This is a genomic window from Kitasatospora sp. NPDC048286, from assembly GCF_043201735.1.
Classification (GTDB): Bacteria; Actinomycetota; Actinomycetes; order Streptomycetales; family Streptomycetaceae; genus Kitasatospora.
Map to the genome: position 1 here is coordinate 52066 of NZ_JBICZE010000018.1, position 22337 is coordinate 74402.

Consider the following 22337-nt stretch of genomic DNA (forward strand, 5'->3'; position numbering starts at 1 on the left):
CCGCCGGCATCAGGCCGAGAAGGGTGGGCGTGCCGACGTCGGGGGGTATCCCATCGGCTGGCCCGCGTCTGGATGTGCCCTCGTGAAGGTGCGGCCGGGCCGGACGGTCAGACGAGCCGGTCGCGGTTGGCGGCGGCGGCTTCGCGGACGAGGCGGGTGAATCGGCTGCGGCCGGTGCCGGGCTGTCCGGTGTGCTCGTCGTCGTCGAAGCCGTCCTCGTCATCGGGTTCGTCGTATTCCTCGTGGAGGAGCCAGCAGCCGCGGATGCCGGCGAGGAGGTCTTCGAGGAGGTCGGGAGCGGGTCGTTTGGGGTCGAGTGGGGTCAGGCGCAGGCCGGTGTCCTCGGGGTCGGTGTCCGGGCCGGTGTGTTGGGCGAGGGTTTCGTCGATGTCTTCGAGTTGTTCGCGCAGGCCGGCGGGGTCGGGGAGGAGGCCGTCGGCGATGTGGAGGGCGTGGCGCACGAGGCCGGTGACCGCGTCGTACGGGGAGGTGCCGGCTTCGAGGAGTTCGAGGACGTGGGTGGGGGTTTCGTGGGGGAGGGCTTCGATGTCGTCGGCTTCGAGGAGCAGGGTGGTGGGGGAGTGGCCGGTGGCTTCGGCGGTGACCTCGGCGGCGGCCGCGAGCCAGTGTGCGGCGGCGACGGCCGCGGCGGTGGGGTCGATATCGGTGAACAGTGCGGCGGGGCCGAAGGGGTTCTGTTCGAGGAGGCGGTCGGCGGCGGCGACCTGGACGGGGGAGGCGCCTTCGCGGCTGAGGACGACGGCCTGGTGGGCGCGGCCGGCGAGGTCGCCGAGTTCGGCATTGTCCACCGCGGCGAGTTCGGTGCCGACTTCGGCGAGGACGGAGTCGGTGAGGTCCGCGTTGCCGATGGCGTGCAGGGCGCGGCCGGCGCGGTGGGCGGACTCGACCATCGGACTGTATTCGACGTCGAGCATGCCGTCCTGGGGGAGGTTGGGCCGCGTGATGGCGCCGGGGACCTCGTCGAAGGACTTGCGCTCCTCCGCGCGGCGCCAGCCCTCGGAGTTGGGCTCCATGGACGCGGCGGCGCTGGCCGGATGGGTGTAGGCGCGCCACGCAGCCTCGGACAGGTGGGTGAGCGCGAGGGCCAGACGCATGAGCGTGGCGGTGTCCGTGCCGGCCGGGACGGCGGCGATACGAGTAGCGAGATCACCCTCGCCCGTGCCCCAGGCCGCGATCAGCTCGTGGCGTTCGGGGTCGAGGCTGTAGCGGGTCATGAAGCCGTACCTCCGGTGATCTGCTCGGCAACGCCGCCGAGCATCGAGTCATTCTGACGCATCGCCAGAAAACTCCGGATCGTGCAACCGACACGCGCCGACGGTGGTGAGAGAGCGAGGCCCCTCGAGGGCAGAGGCGTTTGAACCCGGGTGGGGTCGAGCAGTAGCGGATCAGGGGGGGCTACCTCCGGAGCTGCATGGCACCGGTTTGGCGGTGCACTCGGCGAGGTCTCGGCTGGTATGGGTTGTTCCAGGATGCCGACCAGGTCGGAGTCAGCCCCAGTGCGTGGACGGCTGTGGTGGCGGGGTCGACAGATGGGCCGGTCGCGCTGGTGGGCGGAGGCTTCGCGGACGAGTCGGGCGAAGTGTCCACGGCTGCGGTCCTGCTGTTCGGCCTGTTCGTCATCACAGCTCTCCGGGTCGCCATGGTCCTCGTCGTCCCGTCATGTCTTGCTGGCCGCCACCGGAACTGACGCAACTCCTCCTGTCCAGGGCCCCGCTCGGTGGGCCGGTGGGCGAGCGGGCAGCCCGGCCCGGGGGCGCATCCAGACATTGGCCAGTCGCTGGATGGAAGGCTGCTCGAACCGCTAGCAGTGTGAGTGTGGAGGGGCACGCGGGGATGAATGTCGAGGAGTACCTGACCGAACTCCGTGCGATGGGCGTGACGTTGTACGAGGAGGGGGGAAAACTTCGCTACCGTGCGCCGAGGGGTGCGCTGACCGCAGCGCACCTGGCGACGCTGCGCGAGTGGAAGAACGAGGTGCTCGCGCGGCTGCGGGCGCAGGAGTACGGGCCCGGGGCGACCGTCGACGCGGCGGCCCGGTACGAGGCTTTCCCGCTCACCGACGTGCAGTCGGCCTACCTGCTCGGCCGCAGCCCGGCGTTCGCGTACGGCGGGGTGGCCTGCCACGGCTACCTGGAGTTCGCCCTCCCGCTCTGGGACGAGGACCGGGTGGAGGAGGCCTGGAACGCCCTGATCGCCCGGCACGACATGCTGCGCGCCGTCGTGTCGGCCGAGGGGCACCAGCGGGTGCTCGCTGAGGTGCCGTGCTACCGGATCCGCCGTACGGAGGCGGACCTTGAGGGCGAGCAGCGGGCGCTGGCCGCCGTCCGCGGGGAGATGTCGCACCAGGTCCGACCGACCGAGCAGTGGCCGCTGTTCGAGCTGCGCACCACCCGGACCGAATCCGCGTTGGTCCTGCACCTCGCCGTCGACCTGCTGATCTGCGACTACAGCAGCATCCGGATCCTGCTGGCCGAGCTCAGCGGGCTCTGCACCGGCGCCGGGCACCCGGACCCGGCCGAGGCGACCTTCCGCGACTACGTGCTGGGCGCGCGCGGTACCCGCGAGGGCACCCGCATCCAGCGCGACCGCGACTACTGGTGGGATCGGATCGACGCCCTGCCGCCCGCGCCCGCCCTGCCGCTGCGCTCCGACGCGCCGTACGCGCCGGCCACCTTCGGCCGACACGGTCTGCGCCTGAGCGACCACCAGCGCAAGGCACTCGATGCCCGTGCTGCGGCGGCCGGGCTGACCACCTCCGGCGTGCTGCTGCAGGCCTTCGCGGAGACGGTCGGCCGCTGGAGCGCGCAGCCGCGGTTTACGCTGAGCCTCACCGTGCAGAACCGCCTGCCGCTGCACCCGGACGTGGACCGGATCGTCGGCGACTTCAGCTCCACCACCCTGCTCGCGGTCGACCTCGCCGAGGGGGACACCTTCGAGGAGCGGACCCGGACCGTCCAGACCCGCCTCTGGGAGGACCTCGACCACCGGCTCTGCACCGGCGTCGAGGTTCTGCGGGAGGTGGCCCGGCGGCGCGGACGGGCGGAGGCGCTGATGCCGGTGACCTTCACCAGCACCGTCGGGGGCGCCGGCCAGGACGAGCCGGACTCCCTGATGCCCGGCGGTGAGCTGCTGTACGGCATCACCCAGACCCCGCAGGTGTGGATCGACTGCCAGGTGATGGCGGAGGGCTCCGAGCTGCTGGTGCATTGGGACGTCCGCGACGGCGTGCTGCCGGACGGCGTGGCGCCCGCCATGTTCGCCGCCTTCGAGCAGCTCGTGCACCGGCTCGCGGACGAGGACGGGGTGTGGCGGGCCCGCGACGCCGTCGAGCTTCCCGCCGACCAGCGCGAGCAGCTGGAGCGGGTCAATGCCACCGAGGCGCCGCGCGCGCTGGCCTCCCTGCACGCCGGCGTGCTCGCCCAGGCGGTACGGACGCCCGAGCGGGTCGCTGTGGTGAGCTCTGCGCGCACCCTCGACTACGCCGAACTGGTCGGCTGGGCCCGGGCCGTGGCTGCCGCGCTCCGCGAGGCCGGCTGCGTGCCGGGCGAGCGGGTGGCAGTGGTGATGGACAAGGGCTGGGAGCAGTTGGTCGGCGTCCTCGGTGTGCTGCTCGCCCGGGGTGCGTACCTGCCGGTGGACACCACGCAGCCGCCGCTGCGCCGGGACGTGGTGCTGCGCGACGCCGGGGTGCGGCGGGTGCTCACCCAGTCCTGGCTCGATCTGGGGCTGCCGGAGGGCGTGGACGCCATCTCGGTCGACGGCCTGGAGCCAGTGGCCGAGGCGGCCGAGGACGAGCTCGCCGCCGCCCCTGACGACCTGGCCTACGTCATCTACACATCCGGCTCGACCGGGACACCCAAGGGCGTGATGATCGCCCACGCCGCCGCGCTCAACACGGTGGACGACATCAACGCCCGCTTCGCCGTGGGCGAGGACGACCGGGTGCTCGGGCTCGCCCAGCTCGGGTTCGACCTCTCGGTGTACGACGTCTTCGGCCCGCTGTCGGTCGGCGGTGCCGTGGTCCTGCCGGACACCGCGCGCCGCGGCGACCCGACGCACTGGGCGGCGCTGATCGCCGAGCACGGGATCACCGTCTGGAACTCCGTCCCCGCTCAGTTGCAGATGCTGGCCGACTACCTGAGCACCACGCAGGCCGCGGACGTCTCCGGGCTGCGTCTCGCGATGCTCTCAGGGGACTGGATTCCGGTCACCCTACCGAACGCGATCCGTGGACGCGTCCCCGGGCTGAGCGTGGTCAGCCTCGGTGGTGCGACCGAGGCGTCGATCTGGTCGATCCACCACCCGATCGGGGAGGTCGACCCGGGCCTCGGCAGCATTCCGTACGGCCGGCCGCTCGCTAACCAGACCTTCCGGGTGCTCGACGCGCGGCTGCGCGACTGCCCGGTGCACGTCACCGGGGAGCTCTACATCGGCGGCGTCGGCCTGGCTCTCGGCTACCTCGGCGATGCCGAGCGCACCGCCGAACGCTTCGTCCAGCATCCGGTGAGCGGGGAGCGGCTCTACCGCACCGGCGACCTGGGGCGCCGGATGGCCGACGGCGAGATCGAGTTCCTGGGCCGGATCGACCGGCAGGTGAAGCTCAACGGGCACCGGGTCGAACTCGCTGAGGTGGAGAGCGCGTTGCTGACCCACCCGGCCCTCGCGGCGGCCGCGGCGACCGTCCAGACCGGATCCGGCGCGCCGAAGCTGATCGCCTTCGCGGAGACCGCGCGGACCGAGCCGGAGCCTGCCCCGCAGGATCTTGCGCGGCTCGCGTCCGCGGCCGGCGCGGCGGCCGCGGACGGGGTCGACGGCTCGTTGGTGACCGAGATGGTCGGTCTGCTCGACGAATCCGCCATCATCGCGATCGCCGGCCTCCTGCGCGAGCATGGGCTGTTCGCACAGGCCGGGGCCGAGCACACCGCCGAGGAGATCACCGACGCGATCGGCGCCGCTCCGGAGAACCGCTACCTGGTGCGCCGCTGGCTGGCGGCCCTGGTGACGGAGGGCCGGCTGGCCCTGACCGGAGACCGCTACCGCGAGGTGGTCGCGCCCCAGGACGGCGAGCGAGAGCGCATCCTCGCGCGCATCGACGAGGTGGAGCCGCTGATCGGCTGGGGTGCGGAGTTGGTCCGCTACCACCGCGCGTCGGAGACCAACCTGGGGCCGCTGGTGCGCAACGAGATGGACCTGCGGACCCTGCTCTTCCCCGAGGGACGGATGGAGACGGCCGAGGCGGCCTACCGCGACAACCTGATCAGCCGGTACAACAACGCCGCGATGGTCGAGGCCCTGCGGTCGATCGCCGAGCGGCACACCGGGCCCGGCCCGCTGCGGGTGCTGGAGATCGGTGCCGGTGTCGGCGGGACCAGCACGGTGCTGGTCCCGGCGCTGGACGGGCTGAACGTCCGGTACCACTTCACCGACCTGTCGCACTTCTTCCTGGACAACGCGGCCACCTGGTTCGCCGACTACCCGTGGATCGAGTACGGCCTGTTCGACCTGAACCGCGACTACCGCGAGCAGGGCCTGAAGCCGAACTCCTTCGACGTCATCCTGCTGGCCAACGTGCTGCACAACGCGGTCGACATCGTCGAGGGTCTGGCGCGGCTGCGCGAACTGCTGGCGCCGGGCGGCTGGTTGGCCGCCATCGAGGCGACCCGGGACTCCTACCACGTGATGACCTCGATGGAGTTCAACACGGGCCTGAACGGATTCACCGACCACCGGGCGCAGACCGGGCAGACCTTCATCCAGCGGGAGGACTGGCTGCGGCTGCTGCCGGAGGCGGGCGGCGAGGTCGTGGTCTGCCTGCCGGAGGACGGCACCCCGCTGTCCGACATCGGGCAGCACGTCCTGCTGACCCGGTTCAAGGCGGACCGGGAGTCCGTCGCGCCCGAGGAACTCGCGGCCCACCTCGCGGACCGGCTGCCGCCCTACATGCTCCCGTCCGAGCTCCAGTTGGTGGACCGGATGCCGCTGACCGGCAACGGGAAGGTGGACCGGGCCCGGCTGGACGCCTGGAGCGCCTCGGCGGTGAGCGCCAGGCGCGAGGACGAGGGCGAGGCGCCGCGCGGCGGTCTGGAGCAGGCGCTGGCGCGGCTGTGGACCGAGGTGCTGCCAGTGGACGCCGTCGGCCGGGACGTCAATTTCTTCGCCCTGGGCGGGGACTCGCTGCTGGTCTCCCGGCTGGTCACTCTGATGCGCGACCGGCTGCCGGAGGCCGCCGGGCTGGAGTGGGACGACCTGCTGCGGCTGGTGATGAACCGGCCGACCGTCGCGGAGACGGCGGCGTACCTGGCGGCGCGCGACGGCGACCGAGAGACCTCCTCGCTGGTGCGGATCGGGGAGTCGGCCCCGGCGGGGACGGACGACCCGACGATGGTGCTGGTGCACGACGGCACCGGGACCCTCATCCCGTACCGCTCGGTGATCCGGGAGCTGACCGGGAAGCGCCCGCTGGTCGGCCTGGTGGTCGACGACCTGAGCACGTTCCTGACCACCGACCCGGGAAGCCAGGTCGCCGAGCTGGCGGACCGGCACGCGAAGGCGCTGCTGGCGGCCGGGCACCGCAAGGTCGAGCTGGTCGGTTACTGCATGGGCGGCCTGCTGGTCCCTGAACTGGCCGACCGGCTGGTACGGGCTGGGGCTGAGGTGGCCGGCGTCCGCGTCGTCAGCAGCTACCGGGTGCCGTACCTGGTCGAGGACGACCTGCTGGCGGAGTACATCTTCGGCCGGCTGATGCACGTCGACGTGCATCAGCTCGGCTACCCGGGCGACGAGGAGGCCACCCGCGAGCTGGTCGAGTCGGTCACCCGCCAGTACGTCGACCGCGTCCCCGAGGGCACGCTCGCGGCCGACGACCCCGACCCCTCGCTGAGCGAGGCCGGTCGCGCGGCGTGGCAGGCCTTCCGCGCCCTGGCGGCCAAGCCGCAGGAGGAGCGGCTGCGTGCCATCGGCGAGCTGATGCCGGTGGAGGACGCCGACCTGCGCTCGCTGGACCGGCTGACCAGGCAGTACCGGACGGTCAAGCACAGCCTGGCCACCGTCGCCGCCCACGTGCCGACGCCGTACTCGGGCCCGGCTGTCTTCGTCCGCCAGCTCGGGGAGGCGGAGGTGTTCCCCGGGATGCACCGCGACATGACGGAGTACTGGCAGGGCGTCTGCCAGGGCGGGCTGCGGATCGTGGACGTCCCCGGCGACCACTTCACCTGTATGCGGGACCCGTTCGGGCGGGCTGTGGCCGAGGCGCTGCTGTCGTGAGCCACTCCACCGAACCGCTGGTCGGCATCCTCGGCGGCTACGGCGCGGTCGGCGCGAGCGCCGCGCGCTGCCTGGCCGCCGAGGGGGGCGTCCGGTTGCGGCTCGGCGGCCGTCGGGCCGAGCAGGCCCGGCGGCTCGCCGCCGGACTCGGTGCCGAGCCCGTCACCGTCGACGCCGCCGACGACGCGAGCCTGCTCGCCTTCGGGCGGGGCTGCGACGTGGTCCTGAACTGTGCGGGCCCCGCTTACCTCCTGCGCGACCGCCCGCGCCGCGCCGCCGCAGCGGTCGGTGCTGCCTACGTGGACGTGATGGACGGCGGCGGCACGGCGCCCCCGGACGAGCGGACCGCGGTGCTGTCCGCCGGCCTCTCGCCAGGCCTGTCCGGCCTCCTGCCGCGCCTGCTGGCCGAGGGCCTGGCCCGACCGCTCCGGTTCACCGGGCACTACGTCGGGCTCGGCGCCCTCACCACGACCGGGGCCGCCGACTACCTGCTGAGCCTGGACCGGGGCTACGGCGTGCCGCTCGCCGGGTGGCGGGCGGGGCGGGTGGTGCCGGGGGCTCTGAGCATGTTGCCCGAGCACGGGATCCCGGGGCTGCCCCGGCCGGTCACGGCCTACCCGTACCTGCTGGACGAAATCGCCCGGCAGGCCGAGGAGTTGGGGCTGGAGTCGGCCGACTGGTACAACGGTTTCGACGGGCACTACCTGCTTGACGCGCTGAACCGGCAGCGGAGCGGCGTTCAGGACTTCGACGCGGCGTGCGAGGAGCTGGTCCGGGCCGGCGCCCTGGACGTGGTCGGTCGCGAGCCGTACCACGTCCTTTGGGGCGCGCTAGACGGGCTGGACGCCGAGGGCGCCGCCGTCCGGCGCAGCGGGCTGATCCGGGGTTCGGACGGCTCCGAACTCACCGGCGTCGTCGGTGCGGCCGCGGTCCGGGAGCTGCTCGCCGGCCGGGTGGCGCTCGGCGCCCACCAAGCGTCCCGGGTGCTCGCGCCGGCCACGGTCGTGGAGGCCTTGAGGCGCCACCTGCCGGCCACCGTGGTCGCGGTGACGCAGGCGGCTCCCTTCGACGGTGGCGCCGAGGACGACGAGTTCGAGGACGGTGAGCTCTGACGCGGAACGCGGCGGGCCGGGCCCCGCACTCCCCGAAGGGAGGGCGGGGCCCGGCCCGTTGTCGGACGCCGGACACGGCTGTGGCGGCGGAGCGGCCGGGGGTGTCCGCTCCGCCGCCACAGCGGCTTTGGGGGGCTCAGGCTGCTGAGTTGCTCAACTCGGTTCCAGGGGCGGCGAGTTCGACGCCGTGCGACCGCAGCAGGTCGAGCTGGGTGCGGACGGTGTCGGCGGCCCGGTCCACGTCGGTGTGGTCGACGGGGGCCATGGCGAGCCGCTCGATGGCCTTCTCGACGGCGATGTTGACCTCGCGCTCACGGTGCGGCAGTAGGGAGTGCTGGTAGTCGTGCTGCCAGAGGTTGAGGATCGCCTTGTCGTTGTGCCGGCGGACTTTGTCCAGTGTCTCCTTCTGGAGCTGGGCGGCCTGGACGCTGTTCATGCCGATGTGCGACCAGGGGGAGGCCGGGTCGGTCGGGTCGTCGGCCTCGATCTGTAGTTCCTCGCGATCCTTCCAGAGCGGCATGGTCTCGTCGGTGATGGAGAACCGGGAGAGCGCGAAGTGACCGGTGTACTCGTGGATCAGGTAGTCCTGGGTGTCCTGGTACATCTCCGGGGTCTCGCCCGGGTAGCCGGTGATGAAGAGGCCGTAATAGGAGAGGCCACTGCGGCTCAGCAGTTCCTGTGCGGTGCGGTTCTGCTTGACCGAGACGCGCTTGCTCATCCGCTTCAGCGTCTCGTCGTTCATCGACTCGAAGCCGATGTGCAGCTGCCGGCAGCGGGTGGCCTCCAGCCCGGCCACGAGCTCGGCGGAGTTGATGGTGTTGGCGCGGCTGAAGCCCTCCCAGGCGGGGGTGCCGGCGTCCGGCAGGATCTCCAGGAGGCGGCGCAGCCGGGTCGGCGGAATGGTGAAGGTCGAGTCCATCGCGGAGATCAGTTCCGCGTGGTTCTGCGCGGCGTAGGCCAGCCAGTCGTCCCGGATCTTCTCCGCCGACTTGTAGCGCCACTTGGGGGAGGCGGCCGGGAAGGAGCAGAACTTGCAGTCGAACGGGCAGCCGCGCATCGACTCGTAGGGGACGATCGCGGTGGAGCCGAGTACGAGCGGAGAGGGGAACTCTTCCATGTCGACGTAGTCGATGGGGTTGATCTTCATCCGCTCGCCGTCGCGCCAGGCCAGGTTGGGCACGGTGGCCAGGTCGGTGCCGCGACTCAGCGCGTTTAGGGTGGCCGGCAGCGCCACCTCGCCGTCGCCGCGCACCACGGCGACGATCTCGGGGTGGTCCCGCAGGGCCTGCATGAACTTGAGGTTGGTGAACTGCCCGCCCGCGATGATGCCGACGCCGGGCAGGTGCGCGGTGATCCAGGCCACGGCCCGGGAGAGGATGGGGCCGTTCCAGATGAACGTGGTGGAGAGCAGCACGTAGTCGAAGTCGCCGGCCGGGACCTTGGCCTGGCCCGACCAGACGTCCTCCAGGTCGATCCGCTCGAAGTCGTGTCCGCTCCGCTCCATGATCGACAGCAGGGTGACCGTGGTCAGGTGCGGGGTGTCGTCCGGTCGCGGGCGCAGCAGGGCCACCTGCCGGTCGCCGCGCTCGAAAGAGAGCCGGGAGAGGTCGAGCCCGGCGCTGTCGGCCCGGTGCAGCGTGCGCGTGGCGTGCCCGCCCGGATCAGTGTCGAAGAACGACCCCTTCAGATATGGAGCGTTGAGATTCGCGGGGCCGAGCCCGCTCAGAAGCAAAAAGCGCATGGCCGACTGCTCTCCTGCCGGGAATTCACGGCACGGGCCTCGGGTCGAGGGTGCCGCCGAGATCGTGGCAAGTCGCTCCTGGAGGGTGTCTGGACGGATCCTGCACGTGTTCGGGCTGGGCGGGCCCGGGCCACCGCCCGATTGCGACTGACCGTCAAAAGGCTTGGCTGGTAACGCCAGTGTGATCGGGAGCGCTTGCCGACCGGTTTGTTATACGTGTAAAGTTTGTGTCTCCAGCATTCGACTCTCTTGCGATCCGGCGGCGGTCCGGGCATGCCGTGTTCGTGGCGGTGGGACCGAGCCTGAAAGGTGGGGGACCCCATGGCTACGGCAGGGACTCCTCGTCAGGAACTTCTCCGGCTACTGCGGCCGCATCGCGGCAGCCTCGCCAGCGTGTTGATCCTGCAGGCCATCAGCTCACTCGCGGGGCTCGCGCCGCTCATCGCGGTCGTCGAACTCGGCCGTGAACTGCTCGGCCCCGGGTCAGCCGACCACCGGAAGGTCTGGGCGGTGGTCTGGCTCGGTGTGGCCGGCCTCTTCGTCAAGGCCCTGCTGGCCGCGCTCTCCGGTGGGATCGCACACCTGGTGGACGGCAAGCTCGCACTGACGCTGCGCCGGCTACTGGCCGACCGGCTCGGGCGGGTACCGCTCGGCTGGTATTCCGGCCGCAGCTCGGGCGAGGTCAACCGGGTCGTGCAGAACGACGTCGACCAGCTGCACCACCTGATCGCCCACGTACCCGGCGAGGCCACCTCGGCGATCGTCGTCCCGCTCGCCTCCCTCGTCTACCTGGCCTGGGTGGACTGGCGGATGACCCTCGTCGCACTGGTCCCGGTCGCTCTCGGCCTGTTGCTGCGCCGCGTGCTCAACTCGCCCCGCCGGCAGGCGGAGGGGCGGCAGATGGGCGCCGCCATGGGCCGTATCGGTGCCGCGGCCGTCGAGTTCGTCGAGGGCATTGCCGTCGTCAAGACCTTCGGCGGAGGCGGCCGGGCGCACCAGCGCTACCGCAAGGCCGCCGACGACTTCGCCGACTCCTTCCTGGAGTACGTGAACGGTTCCGCGGGTCTGGCCTCGCTGGCCGCGCTCGTCCTGTCGCCGCCGTTTGTGCTGCTGCTCGTCCTGGCGGGCGGCACCGGCCTGATCGCCGCCGACCGGATGCCGCCGGCCGACCTGCTGCCGTTCCTGCTGCTCTCGGTCGCGCTGACCGCCCCGGTCGCCGCGCTCGGTCACGGCATGGACACCGTCCACGCCGCCGAGCAGTCCGCCGAGCGGATTCACCAGCTCCTCTCCGTCGAGCCGCTGCCCGAGCCGACCCGGCCGGCCGAACCGCGCGACGGCCGGGTCGAGTTCCGCTCGGTGAGCTTCGGCTACGAGCCCGACCGCCTGGTGCTCGACGGGATCGACCTGGTTCTGGAACCCGGCGCCACCACGGCCCTGGTCGGTCCGTCCGGCGCCGGCAAGTCCACCCTCGCGCAGCTCCTGCCGCGCTTCTTCGACCCCACCGGCGGAGCCGTCCTGCTCGGCGGAACGGACCTGCGGGAGGTCCCGGCCGACCGGCTCTACCGGCACGTCTCCTTCGTCTTTCAGGACGTCCGACTGCTGCGTACCACCATCGCCGACAACATTGCCGTCGCCGTCCCGGAGGCCGACCGCGGCGCCGTCATCGCGGCCGCCCGCGCGGCCGGCATCCACGAGCGGATCACCGCGATGCCACGCGGCTACGACTCCGTCCTCGGCGAGGACGTGGGCCTGTCCGGCGGCGAGGCGCAACGCCTCTCGATCGCTCGGGCGCTCCTGGTGGACGCACCCGTGTTGGTTCTGGACGAGGCGATGTCCTTCGCCGACGCCAAGACCGAGACCGAGATCCGCCGCTCCCTGCAGGCCCTCACCGTGGGCCGCACCCAGCTGGTGATCGCCCACCGGCTGGAGACCGTCGTGCGCGCCGACCGGATCGTCGTGCTGGACGGCGGCCGGATCGTCGAGCACGGCAGCTACCCCGAACTCCTGCTCCAGAACGGGAAGTTCGCAGAGATGTGGCGAGTCCGGCAGCAGCACGCCGGCCAGCCCGCGCTGAAGGAGGCCGGCCTGTGATCCGCCTGTTGCTCCGTGTCCTGGGCAGCCAGCACGACCGCCCGCTGCGCCGGGCCGTCACCGTGATGTCGGCCTGCGCCGTCACCGAGGGCCTGTCCTACGCGCTGCTGGTCCCGCTGCTGCGCGCGCTGCTGGGTGACGAGCCGTCCGATGCCTGGCCCTGGCTGGCCGGGTTCGCCGCAGCCGTCCTGGTCACCTCCGTGCTCGGCTACCTCAGCGACGTCGCCGGCTTCCGGGCCGGCGGGGAACTCTCCCGGGGCCTTCACCACCGGCTCGGTGACCAGCTGGCCCGCCTGCCGCTCGGCTGGTTCACCGGCAGCCGGGTCGGCAACGTCTCAGGCCTCACGAGCCGCAGCGTGATGGAGGTGATGTCGGTTCCCGCCCACCGGCTGCGGCCGCTGATCACCGCGAGCCTCACCCCGCTCTCCGTCGTGCTGGTGATGCTCTTCTTCGACTGGCGGCTGGCCCTCGCCGGGGTGGTCGCCGTGCCGGTCGTCCTCGGCGTGCAGCGCTGGACGATCGGGGCCACCGTGCGGCAGGACGAGGAGCGTGCCCGGCGTAGCGACGACGCGGCGGGCCGGGTGGTCGAGTACGTCCGGGCGCAGCCGGTGCTGCGGGCCGGCGGCCGCACCGGGGAGAGCTACCGGTTGCTGGACGATGCCCTCCAGGACCAGTGGCGCAGCGGCCGGAAGGCGGCCTTGGCGAACGTCCCCGGTGTGCTCGGCCTGACCTTCGTGGTCCAGGTGGTCTTCACCGTCATCCTGGCCCTCGGCGCTTACCTGGCCCTGGACGGCTCGATCGCCGTGCCCGAGCTGCTGGCGCTGCTGGTGCTCGTCGCGCGGTGCGCCGACCCGCTGCTGTCGCTGGCCGACCTGGGCGGGCAGATGCGGGTCTCGCGCGGCGAGGTAGAGCGGATCGACGTCCTGCTCGCGGAGCCCGTGCTGCCCGAGGCGGCGACGCCGCGGACCCCCACGGACCACGGCCTGAGCCTCGACCGGGTGGCCTTCCGGCGCGGCGGGCGCACGGTGCTCGACGGACTCTCGCTGGAGCTGCCCGCGGGCCGTCGGCTGGCCGTGGTGGGCTCCTCCGGGGCCGGCAAGACGACGCTGCTCCAACTGCTGGCCCGCTTCCACGACGTGGACGGCGGCGCGGTGCGGATCGGCGGCGTCGACGTGCGAGAGATCGGCAGCGGTCCGCTGATGGAACTGCTCTCCGTCGTCTTCCAGGACGTCTACCTCTTCGAGGGGACGATCGAGGAGAACGTCCGGCTCGGGCGGCCCGACGCCGCCGACGAGGACCTGCGGGCGGTGGCGGTCGCCGCCCATCTGGACGAGGTGGTCGCGCGTCTGCCGCAGGGCTGGAGGACCCAGGTCGGCGAGGGCGGCACCGCGCTGTCGGGAGGCGAGCGCCAGCGCGTCTCGATCGCCCGAGCCCTGCTCAAGGACGCCCCGATCCTGCTGCTCGACGAGGCGACCTCGGCGCTGGACCCGGAGAGCGAGGCGGCCGTCCAGGACGGCCTGGACCGGCTGATGGCCGGCCGCACCGTGGTGATGGTCGCCCACCGGCTGCGCACGGTCGAGCAGGCGGACCTGATCGCCTTCCTGGACGAGGGCCGGATCGTCGAGCAGGGCACCCACCAGGAACTGCTGGGCCGGGGCGGGCGGTACGCCGAGTTCCGGCGGCTCGCGGCGCGGGTGACCTCATGAGCCGGGTCGGTTCCGAACCCTTTCCTTTATGAGCTCCTCCCTTGGACGTGTGACCGGCGTTGCCGGCCCGGTACTCGATGAAATGGAGGCGGGGATGCCCCGCAAAAGCATGGCCGGTCAGCGGCCGGAAGACCTCCGCGGCGTGGTCGCCGACCTGCTCGACATACCCGTGGACGACCTGTGTGACGATGCGAACCTCTTCGAACTCGGGCTGCAGTCCATACAGTTGATGACCCTGGTGAACCGGCTGAACCGGGCCGGGGTGGACGCGAAGTTCACCGACCTGGCCCGGGAACCCAGACTCTCGGCCTGGTACGGGCACCTCGGCGCGTCGGTCCCGGGCACACCGGGGGCGCAGCGCTCCGCAACCCGGGCGGACGCGCACGAGCCGTTCGTACTGACCGCCGTCCAGCAGGCCTACTGGATCGGGCGCGGCGACGACCGGCCGCTCGGCGGCGTCGGATGCCACGCCTACCTGGAGATCGCCGCCCGCGAGGTCGACCCCGAGCGCCTGGAGCGGGCCGTGCGGGCACTGCTGCGGCTGCATCCGATGCTGCGGGCCCGGTTCGAGGAGGACGGGACCCAGCGGGTGCTGGAGGAGTCCCCCTGGCCCGGGCTGACCGTCCTCGACCACGCCGACGAGCAGGGCGTCGAGCAGGTCCGCGAGCGACTGTCCCACCGCCGCCTGGACGTGGACGCCGGGCAGGTGCTGGACGTCCAGCTCAGCCGCCTGCCCGACGAGCGCGCCGTCCTGCACGTCAGCGTCGACCTGCTGGTCGCCGACGTGCACAGCATCCGGCTGCTGCTGGCCGACCTGGCCGCGCTCTACGAGGACCCGTCGGCGCTTGCCGAGCCCGCCTACACCTTCGCCCAGTACCTTACCGACAGCGCCGACGACCGGGCCGCCGAGCGCGGCCGGGCGCGGGAGTACTGGCAGCGGAGGCTGCCCGACCTGCCCGCCGGGCCGTGCCTGCCGCTGGCCCGGGATCCGGAGGAGGTCGGCGTACCGCGCTTCGTCCGCCGCACTCACACCCTCGACCCGCACGAGTGGGACCTGCTGTGCCGCCGGGCCGCCCGCCACGGCCTCACCCCGGCCGTCCTGCTGGTCACCGCGTTCGCCGAGGTGCTGGCCCGCTGGAGCGGTCAGCAGCACTTCCTGCTCAACATCCCGCTGTTCGACCGCGACCAGGGCCGCCACCCCGACATCGAGCGGATCCTCGCCGACTTCACCAGCCTGGTGCTCCTGGAGGTCGACCTGGCGGGCGCCGAGGGCTTCGCCGCCCGGGCCGCCGCCGTGCAGCGGCGGCTGCACGAGGACGTCGGCCACGCCGCCTACTCGGGCGTCGACGTGCTGCGCGACTTCGTCCGCACGGACACCGGCGCCCCGCGCAGCGCCCCGGTCGTCTTCGCCTGCAACCTGGACGCCCCGTTGGTGCCGCAGAGCTGCTTCGAACGCTTTGGCGAGCTGTCCTGGATGGTCTCGCAGACACCGCAGGTCTGGCTCGACCACCAGGTGTACCGGACCAGGGAAGGTGGCCTGCTGCTCGCCTGGGACGCCGTCGAGGAGCTGTTCCCGGCCGGCCTGCTGGACGACATGATGGCCGCGTACACCACGCTGCTGCGCGGGCTCACCACGACCGACTGGGACGACTCACCGGAAACTGCGCTGCCCGCCGACCAGGCCACCCGCCGGGCCGAGATCAACGCCGTTACGCGTCCTGAGAGCGGCCTGCGGCTGCACGACGCGTTCTTCGCCCGCGCTGCCGAGCGGGACGGGGCTCCGGCGCTGCTCTGGGAGGAGGACGGCCTGCTCACCCACGTGGAGCTGGCTGACCGCGCGCTGCGGATTGCCGGTGCGCTGGCCGCCCGGGGCGTGCGGCGCGGCACGCCGGTGGTCGTCACGGTCCCCAAGGGACCCGACCAGATCGCCGCCGTGCTCGGCGTGCTCGCGGCCGGCGGCACCTATGTGCCGGTCGGGGTGGACCAGCCGGCCGAGCGACGTGAACGGATCCTCGGGCTCAGCGGCGCCCCGGTCGTCCTGGACGGCACGGCCGCGCCCGGCGCCGCCGCGCTGACCGTCGAGCAGGCGCTGTGCGCCGAACCGCTCGCCGCCCCGGTTCCCGGCGACCCCGAGGACCTCGCGTACGTCATCTTCACCTCCGGTTCCACCGGCGTCCCGAAGGGCGTCGAGATCACCCACCGGGCCGCGGTCAACACCGTCGAGGACGTCAACGAGCGCTTCGGCGTGAGCGGTTCGGACCGGGTGCTGGCCGTCTCAGCCCTGGACTTCGACCTGTCGGTCTGGGACGTCTTCGGACTGCTCGCGGCCGGCGGTGCCCTGGTGCTGGTGGCCGAGGAGGACCGGCGGGAGGCAGGCCGGTGGCTGAGCCTGTGTGGCCGGCACGGGGTGACGGTCTGGAACAGCGTCCCGGCCCTCCTCGACATGCTGCTCACCGTCGCCGCCCCCGACGAGCTGCCCGGCACGCTGCGCCTGGCGCTGCTGTCGGGTGACTGGATCGGGCTCGACCTGCCCGGCCGGCTGGCCGACCTCACCGGCGGCCGATGTCGGCTGGTCGGCCTCGGTGGTGCGACCGAGGCGGCGATCTGGTCCAACGCCTACGAGGTGGAGGACGTCCCGGAGCACTGGCGCTCCGTCCCGTACGGCACGCCGCTGCGGAACCAGTCGTACCGGGTGGTCGACCCGGCGGGGCGCGACTGCCCGGACTGGGTGCCGGGGGAGCTGTGGATCGGTGGCACGGGTGTGGCGCGCGGCTACCGGGGCGACCCGGAGCTGACCGCCCGGCGGTTCCCGACCGTCAACGGTGAGCGCTACTACCGCACCGGTGACCTCGGCCGCTACTGGCCGGACGGGAACATCGAGTTCCTGGGTCGGCTGGACCACCAGGTGAAGATCAACGGCTTCCGAGTCGAGCTCGGCGAGATCGAGTCCGTGCTGCAGGCCCACCCCGGGGTCTCGCACGCGTTTGCCTCGGTGGTCGGTGGGCCGCGGCGCGAACTGGTGGCGGCGGTGGTGGGCCGTCCGGTGGCCGGGGGTGCGGTGCCGGAGGTCCCCACGACCGGGGCGGAGGAGGTGGAGCTGGAGGAGCAGCTCACCGAGACCTTCGCCACGGCCATGCTCAGCCAGTACCTGCAGCCCGGTCAGGAGCCCGCCGAGGAGCGTTCCCTACCCGTCGCCGCCGACCGTCGGCCGATGCTGACGGCCTGGCTGGACTACCTCGTCATGCGCGGGGTGCTGGACCGGGCCGGCGCGACGGTGCTGCCCGGCACACGCTGGGAGGAGGTCCGCGACGGCGAGCGGGCCGCCCGGCTGCGCGCGCAGGTGCGGGGCACCCGTCTTGAGACGGTGGTGAACGGCTGGGTCGGGGCGATGCCGCTGCTCAATGCGGTGTTCCAGGCCGAGGCCGACGGGGCGGCTCTTCTGGAGGACCCGGTGCTGTCACCGGACGGTCTGAGTGATCTGGTGCCGGGCGTACGGGCCTGCCTGGAGTCGACCGCGCAGGAGCTGGAGGCGTTGGCCGGCCAGGACGGCACGCCGCTGGCTGTCGCCGAGTGGGCGGGCCGGGGTGGCCGGACCGCGCAGCGGCTGCTCGACGCACTCAAGCCGGGTAGCGTCAGCTACACGCTGTTCGACCAGTGCCCGCGCCAGCTGGCAGGGGCCGGCGTCCGGCTCGCCGGATCCCCGCACCAGGTGCGGACGGTCCGTCAGGGCCCGGTGGGCATCCCGGAGACCCGACTGCACCGTTTCGACGCGGTGGTCGCCAACGACGCGGTGTCCGCGATCCCCGACGCGGGGGCGGCCGCCGCAGCCATGGCCCTGCTGCTGCGCCCGGGCGGACAGCTCTTCCTGACGGCCCGGGTGCGGGCCACCCCGCTCGCGCTGCCGGCCGTCTCCGCCACCGAGGAGCGGGTCGCCCCCACGGATGCCGAGGGCTGGGCCCGGGAGCTGGCGCGCGCGGGCTTCACGCAGATCCGGGTGGTCCAGAGCGAGCCGTGCGGGACGGTCCTGATCGCCGCCGAGCACCCGCGCACCGTGCCGGGCCTCGACCCCGGCGCGCTGCGTGCCTGGCTGGCGGACCGCCTGCCCTCGCACATGTTGCCGACCGCCTTCGTCGGGCTGCCCGAGCTGCCGCTGAGCGCCAACGGGAAGGTGGACCGGGGCCGGCTGCAGCAGGCTGTGGCCGCCTGCGTGGACCGGGCGCCCGAGGGCGACGACCAGCCGCGGGGCGAGCTGGAGGAGGCGGTTGCCGAGCTGTGGTCGCAGGTCCTGCGGCAGACCGTGACCGAGCGGTCCGCCACCTTCTTCTCGTACGGCGGGGACAGCCTGCTGGCGACCCGTCTGGTTGCCAGGATCCGGCTGCGGTTCGGGATCGCACTGCCGATGCGGGACGTGCTGAGGGCGCCGACCGTGGCCGCGATGAGCGAGCTGATCGCCGCGCTCCGTACCGCACAGGAAGGCGAGTTCGAGGAGGGGGAGCTGTGACCGGCACCGCGGTCTCCAGCCTGCGGAGGTTCTCGCCGCGCTCGCGGGCGCGGGTCCGGCTCGTCTGCTTCCCGCACGCGGGGGGCGCCGCCACCGCGTACCGCCTCTGGGCGCTGGACGCACCCTGGGACGTCGAGGTCTGCGCCGTCCAGTACCCGGGGCGCGGCGACCGCTTCGACGAGGAACCCGAGGCCACCATGGACGGGCTGGTCTCAGGTCTGGCTGCCGACCTGCTGCGCGAGCGGTCCCCGGTGGCGACCGTGCTGTTCGGGCACAGCATGGGCGCGTCGGTCGCGTACGAGACGGCCCGTCGGCTCGCCCGGCTGGGCCTGGGGCCGGCCGCGCTGCTGGTCTCCGGGCAGCCCGCCCCGCAGCTGTCCCGCGCCGGCGCCCTGCACGACGCCCCCGACGGCGAGCTGCTGGCGGACCTGGGGCGGCTGGAAGGCACCTCCCGGGACGTCCTGGAGGACCAGGCCCTGCTGGCCGCGCTGCTGCCGGCGATCCGCAGTGACTACCGTGTGATCGAGACCTACCGGCCGGAGGCCGGTGTGCGGCTGCGGATCCCGGTGACCGTCATCCGCGCGGCGGACGATCCCGAGGTTACCGCGGCGGAGGCGGCCGGTTGGCGGGAGGTGACGGACGGGCCGTGCGATCAGCTGGTCTTCCCCGCCGGGGGCCACTTCTACCTGCACGAGCAGCGCGAGCGGGTGCTCGCCGCCCTGGTCGAGCGGGCCCGTTCGATCTGCGCGCTGACCGGCTCCGCCTGGCCGCTGATGCCGTGACGATTCGTCAATTCAAGGAGTTCGAACGATGATCGAGGGTTTCACCGGATGGCCGGAGTCGCTGGCCGAGGAATACCGGAAACAGGGGTACTGGACCAGTGAGGTGCTGGGCGAGTGGCCGGCCGGCCTTCTGGAGCGGAACGAGCGGCCCGCGGTCGTCACGCCCGCCCGCACGCTGACGTACGGTGAGCTCGACCGGGCGGCGGACCGGTTGGCGGCGGGCCTGCGGGCGCGTGGTCTGGGCGTCGGGGACCGGGTGGTCGTCCACCTCCCCAACGACGTCGAGTTCGCGGTGCTGTGTCTGGCGTTGTTCCGGCTCGGCGCGCTGCCGGTGTTCGCCCTCCCCGCCCACCGCTCGGCCGAGATCGTGCACCTGGTGACGAGCTCGGGCGCGGTCGCCTACGTCTGCGCCTCCCGGGCGCTGGGCTGCGACTACCGGGCGGTCGCGGCCGCGGTGCTGGAGCAGACCGACACGCTCGCCCACGTCCTGGTGGTGGGTGATCCCGGTCCGTACACCGCGCTCGCCGAGGTCGACGCCGAACCGGTCGAGCTACCGCGTCCGAACCCGGAGGCGGTCGCGCTCTTCCTGCTGTCCGGGGGCACCTCCGGGCCGCCGAAGCTCATCCCGCGCACCCACACCGACTACGCCTACCAGCTGAGGGAGAGCGCGCGGCTGTGCGGGGTGGGGCCGGACAGCGTGTACCTGACGGCGCTGCCGGCCGGGCACAACTTCGCGCTCGCCTGTCCGGGCTTGCTCGGCACCCTGAGGGTGGGCGGCACTGTGGTGCTGTCCCCCGCACCGACGCCCGACGAGTGCTTCCCACTGATCGAGCGGGCCGGGGTGACGATCAGCTCGCTGGTGCCCCCGCTGGTGCCTCTCTGGCTCGACGCGGCGGAGTGGACGGAGCACGACCTCTCCTCCCTGGCGCTGCTTCAAGTGGGCGGCGCCCGGCTGGATGCGGAGACCGCCCGGCAGGTGCCGCAGGCGCTCGGCTGCATGCTGCAGCAGGTCTACGGCATGGCCGAGGGCCTGCTCAACTTCACCCGCCTTGATGACCCGGCCGAGGTGGTCCAGCAGACCCAGGGCCGCCCGCTGTCACCCGGTGACGAGGTGCGGGTGGTGCGCGAGGACGGCACGGACGCCGCGCCGGGCGAGGTCGGCGAGCTGATGACCCGCGGCCCGTACACGCTGCGCGGCTACTTCCGGGCGCCCGAGCGCAACGCGACCGCCTTCACCGAGGACGGCTACTACCGCTCCGGCGACCTGGTGCGGCGCTCGGCGGCCGGCGACCTGGAGGTGGTGGGCCGGATCAAGGACGTGGTCAACCGCGGCGGGGAGAAGGTCCCGACGCTGGAGGTCGAGGAGCACCTGCTCGCCGACGAGCGGATCCGATCGGTCGCGGTGATCGGGCTGCCGCACAAGCTGATGGGGGAGCAGACCTGTGCCTGCGTGGTGCCGGTCGATCCGGAGCGGGCTCCCACGCTGCGCGAGCTGCAGGCGGCGCTGCGGGAGCGCGGGCTCGCGGCGTACAAGCTGCCGGACCGGCTCATGGTGCTCCCGGCGCTGCCGTTGACCGCGATCGGCAAGGTCGACAAGAAGGCCCTGGTGCAGCGGGCCCACTAGAGCGGCCGTGCGCGCTGGCCGGACCACCCCCGAACCGGCCGCCACGCACGGCCAGACCGCCCCGGGGCCTGAACCGGTCCCGGGGCGGTCGACTGCGGGCCGCCGCCGTGCGGTGCGCGGACCCTCCGGTCAGGCGGTGGGTCGTAGGGCGGTCAGCAGACCGTCCACGATCGCGACGAGCCCCTCGTGGTGGGTGTCAGTGTTGGTCAGCTCGTCCCAGCCGGAGGCCAGCGAGGCCAGCCGGGGGAAGACCTCCGGGTCCAGCGCGGCGAGAGCCTGGGTGCGGTGCGGCTGGCGGTCGAGGGTGGCACGCCGGCGCTCGCGGCCGAGCCGGATGGTCAGCTCGCCGGCCGTGTAGTACCAGATCACCCGGTACACGTAGACGGCCTGTTCGGGGGTGAGCCCGCACTCGACGGCCGCGTCGATCATGTTCTCGACGATCCACAGCGCGGAGACCGCGAACAGGTCGTCGGAGGCCAGGACCTCCACGATCCACGGGCACTCGGCGAGGATGTCGTGCAGGACCTGTGCGGCGGCGATCAGCCGGCCGCGCGGCTCGGCGGGCAGCTCGGGGCGGGGGAAGGCCGAGGCGTGGCTCTCCAGCAGCAGGAGCAGCAGCTCGTCCTTGTCCCGGACGTGGTGGTACAGCGCCATCGGCGTGCTGGAGAGCTCCTTGGCCAGCCGCCGCATGGAGAGCTGGTCCGCCCCCTCCTCACCCAGGATCCTCTGGGCGGCGGCGAGGATCGCCTCCCGGGACAGCCTGGGCGGTCGTCCGGTCCGACGGGTCGGTGTGCGTGGTTCCATCCCTACATCTTCCTCTTGTAATGGTGCAGCAAGCCACCGACGACGTCCCGCAACCCCTGGTCATGCGGGTTCCGGTTGGTGAGCTCGGGCCACCGGGGGGCCAGTGCGGTGATCCGGGGATAGTCCACCGGGTCCAGCGCGGACATGGTCTGGAGCCTCCGCTCGTCGTGGACGTCCGGATCGGTCGGGCCTCCCCGATGGTTCAGATGGATCATCAGTGTTCCGAGCGTGTACCGCCAGATCACGTTGTAGGCGCCAAGGGCCTGAGCGGGGGTCAGTCCACATTCGACGGCCGCGTTGACCAGCACCTCCGCGACCCACGAGACCGAGACGGACATCAGGTCCGGCGAGGCGAGGATATCCGCGAGGAAGGGGCACTCGGCCAGGACGTCGTAGAGGAGACGGCCGGCGGCGACGGTGCGTTCCACCGGGTCGTCCGGCAGCTCGGGGTGGGGGAAGGCGGCGGACTTCACTGCCAGCAGGAGCAGCAGCAGGTCGTGCTTGTCGCGTACGTGGTGGTAGAGCGCCATCGGCGTGATGGACAACTCCCGGGCGAGGCGGCGCATGGACAGCTGCTCGTGGCCCTCCTCGTCGAGGATCCGCTGGGCGGCCTCGACGATGACGTCCTGCGAGAGCTGTGAGGGGCGGCCTGGCCGGGCTCGGGTCTTCTCAGGTGGCTGCATACATCCTCT

At 72.6% G+C, this 22337-nt stretch carries 11 protein-coding genes; 7 read left to right on the forward strand and 4 right to left on the reverse strand.

Features of this window, described 5'->3' with window-relative positions; genetic code table 11:
* Positions 1 to 107 precede the first annotated feature (107 nt).
* Positions 108 to 1235 carry a hypothetical protein gene (locus tag ACGF13_RS34080; protein ID WP_392882794.1) on the reverse strand — a complete coding sequence of 376 codons (1128 nt, stop codon included), beginning with the start codon at positions 1233 to 1235 and terminating at the stop codon, positions 108 to 110.
* Between the two features lie 619 nt (positions 1236 to 1854).
* Here ACGF13_RS34080 and ACGF13_RS34085 point away from each other — a divergent pair.
* Both ACGF13_RS34085 and ACGF13_RS34090 read left to right on the forward strand, forming a co-directional pair.
* A complete protein-coding gene (locus ACGF13_RS34085; protein WP_392882797.1) occupies positions 1855 to 7284 on the forward strand; it encodes an amino acid adenylation domain-containing protein in 5430 nt (1809 codons plus the stop codon).
* Entirely contained in the window at positions 7281 to 8396 is a 1116-nt protein-coding gene (locus ACGF13_RS34090) for a saccharopine dehydrogenase NADP-binding domain-containing protein (protein WP_392882799.1), read from the forward strand. Before ACGF13_RS34085 ends, ACGF13_RS34090 begins: the two co-directional genes overlap by 4 nt.
* Before the next feature lie 136 nt (positions 8397 to 8532).
* Here ACGF13_RS34090 and ACGF13_RS34095 read toward each other — a convergent pair whose 3' ends face one another.
* Positions 8533 to 10137 carry a radical SAM protein gene (locus ACGF13_RS34095; protein ID WP_392882802.1) on the reverse strand — a complete coding sequence of 535 codons (1605 nt, stop codon included), beginning with the start codon at positions 10135 to 10137 and terminating at the stop codon, positions 8533 to 8535.
* Between the two features lie 393 nt (positions 10138 to 10530).
* Between ACGF13_RS34095 and ACGF13_RS34100 the strand changes: the two genes are divergently transcribed.
* From ACGF13_RS34100 to ACGF13_RS34120, 5 genes are all read left to right on the forward strand, one after another.
* A complete protein-coding gene (locus ACGF13_RS34100; RefSeq protein WP_392882804.1) occupies positions 10531 to 12228 on the forward strand; it encodes an ABC transporter ATP-binding protein in 1698 nt (565 codons plus the stop codon).
* Complete coding sequence (locus tag ACGF13_RS34105) at positions 12225 to 13934, forward strand: ABC transporter ATP-binding protein (protein ID WP_392882806.1); 1710 nt, start codon at positions 12225 to 12227, stop codon at positions 13932 to 13934. The genes ACGF13_RS34100 and ACGF13_RS34105 overlap by 4 nt, the downstream gene beginning before the upstream one ends.
* 94 nt (positions 13935 to 14028) lie before the next feature.
* Positions 14029 to 18435, forward strand: coding sequence for an amino acid adenylation domain-containing protein (locus ACGF13_RS34110; protein ID WP_392882808.1), 4407 nt, complete (start codon positions 14029 to 14031; stop codon positions 18433 to 18435).
* On the forward strand, positions 18432 to 19217 hold the full coding sequence (locus ACGF13_RS34115; protein WP_392882811.1) for a thioesterase II family protein: 786 nt from the start codon (positions 18432 to 18434) through the stop codon (positions 19215 to 19217). The genes ACGF13_RS34110 and ACGF13_RS34115 overlap by 4 nt, the downstream gene beginning before the upstream one ends.
* A gap of 28 nt (positions 19218 to 19245) precedes the next feature.
* On the forward strand, positions 19246 to 20841 hold the full coding sequence (locus ACGF13_RS34120) for a (2,3-dihydroxybenzoyl)adenylate synthase (protein ID WP_392882814.1): 1596 nt from the start codon (positions 19246 to 19248) through the stop codon (positions 20839 to 20841).
* A 129-nt stretch (positions 20842 to 20970) separates the two neighbouring features.
* Here ACGF13_RS34120 and ACGF13_RS34125 read toward each other — a convergent pair whose 3' ends face one another.
* Positions 20971 to 21645 (reverse strand): TetR/AcrR family transcriptional regulator, encoded by a 675-nt coding sequence (locus ACGF13_RS34125; RefSeq protein WP_392882816.1) that lies wholly within the window; start codon positions 21643 to 21645, stop codon positions 20971 to 20973.
* 2 nt (positions 21646 to 21647) lie between these two features.
* Positions 21648 to 22328 carry a TetR/AcrR family transcriptional regulator gene (locus tag ACGF13_RS34130; RefSeq protein ID WP_392882819.1) on the reverse strand — a complete coding sequence of 227 codons (681 nt, stop codon included), beginning with the start codon at positions 22326 to 22328 and terminating at the stop codon, positions 21648 to 21650.
* Positions 22329 to 22337 lie beyond the last annotated feature (9 nt).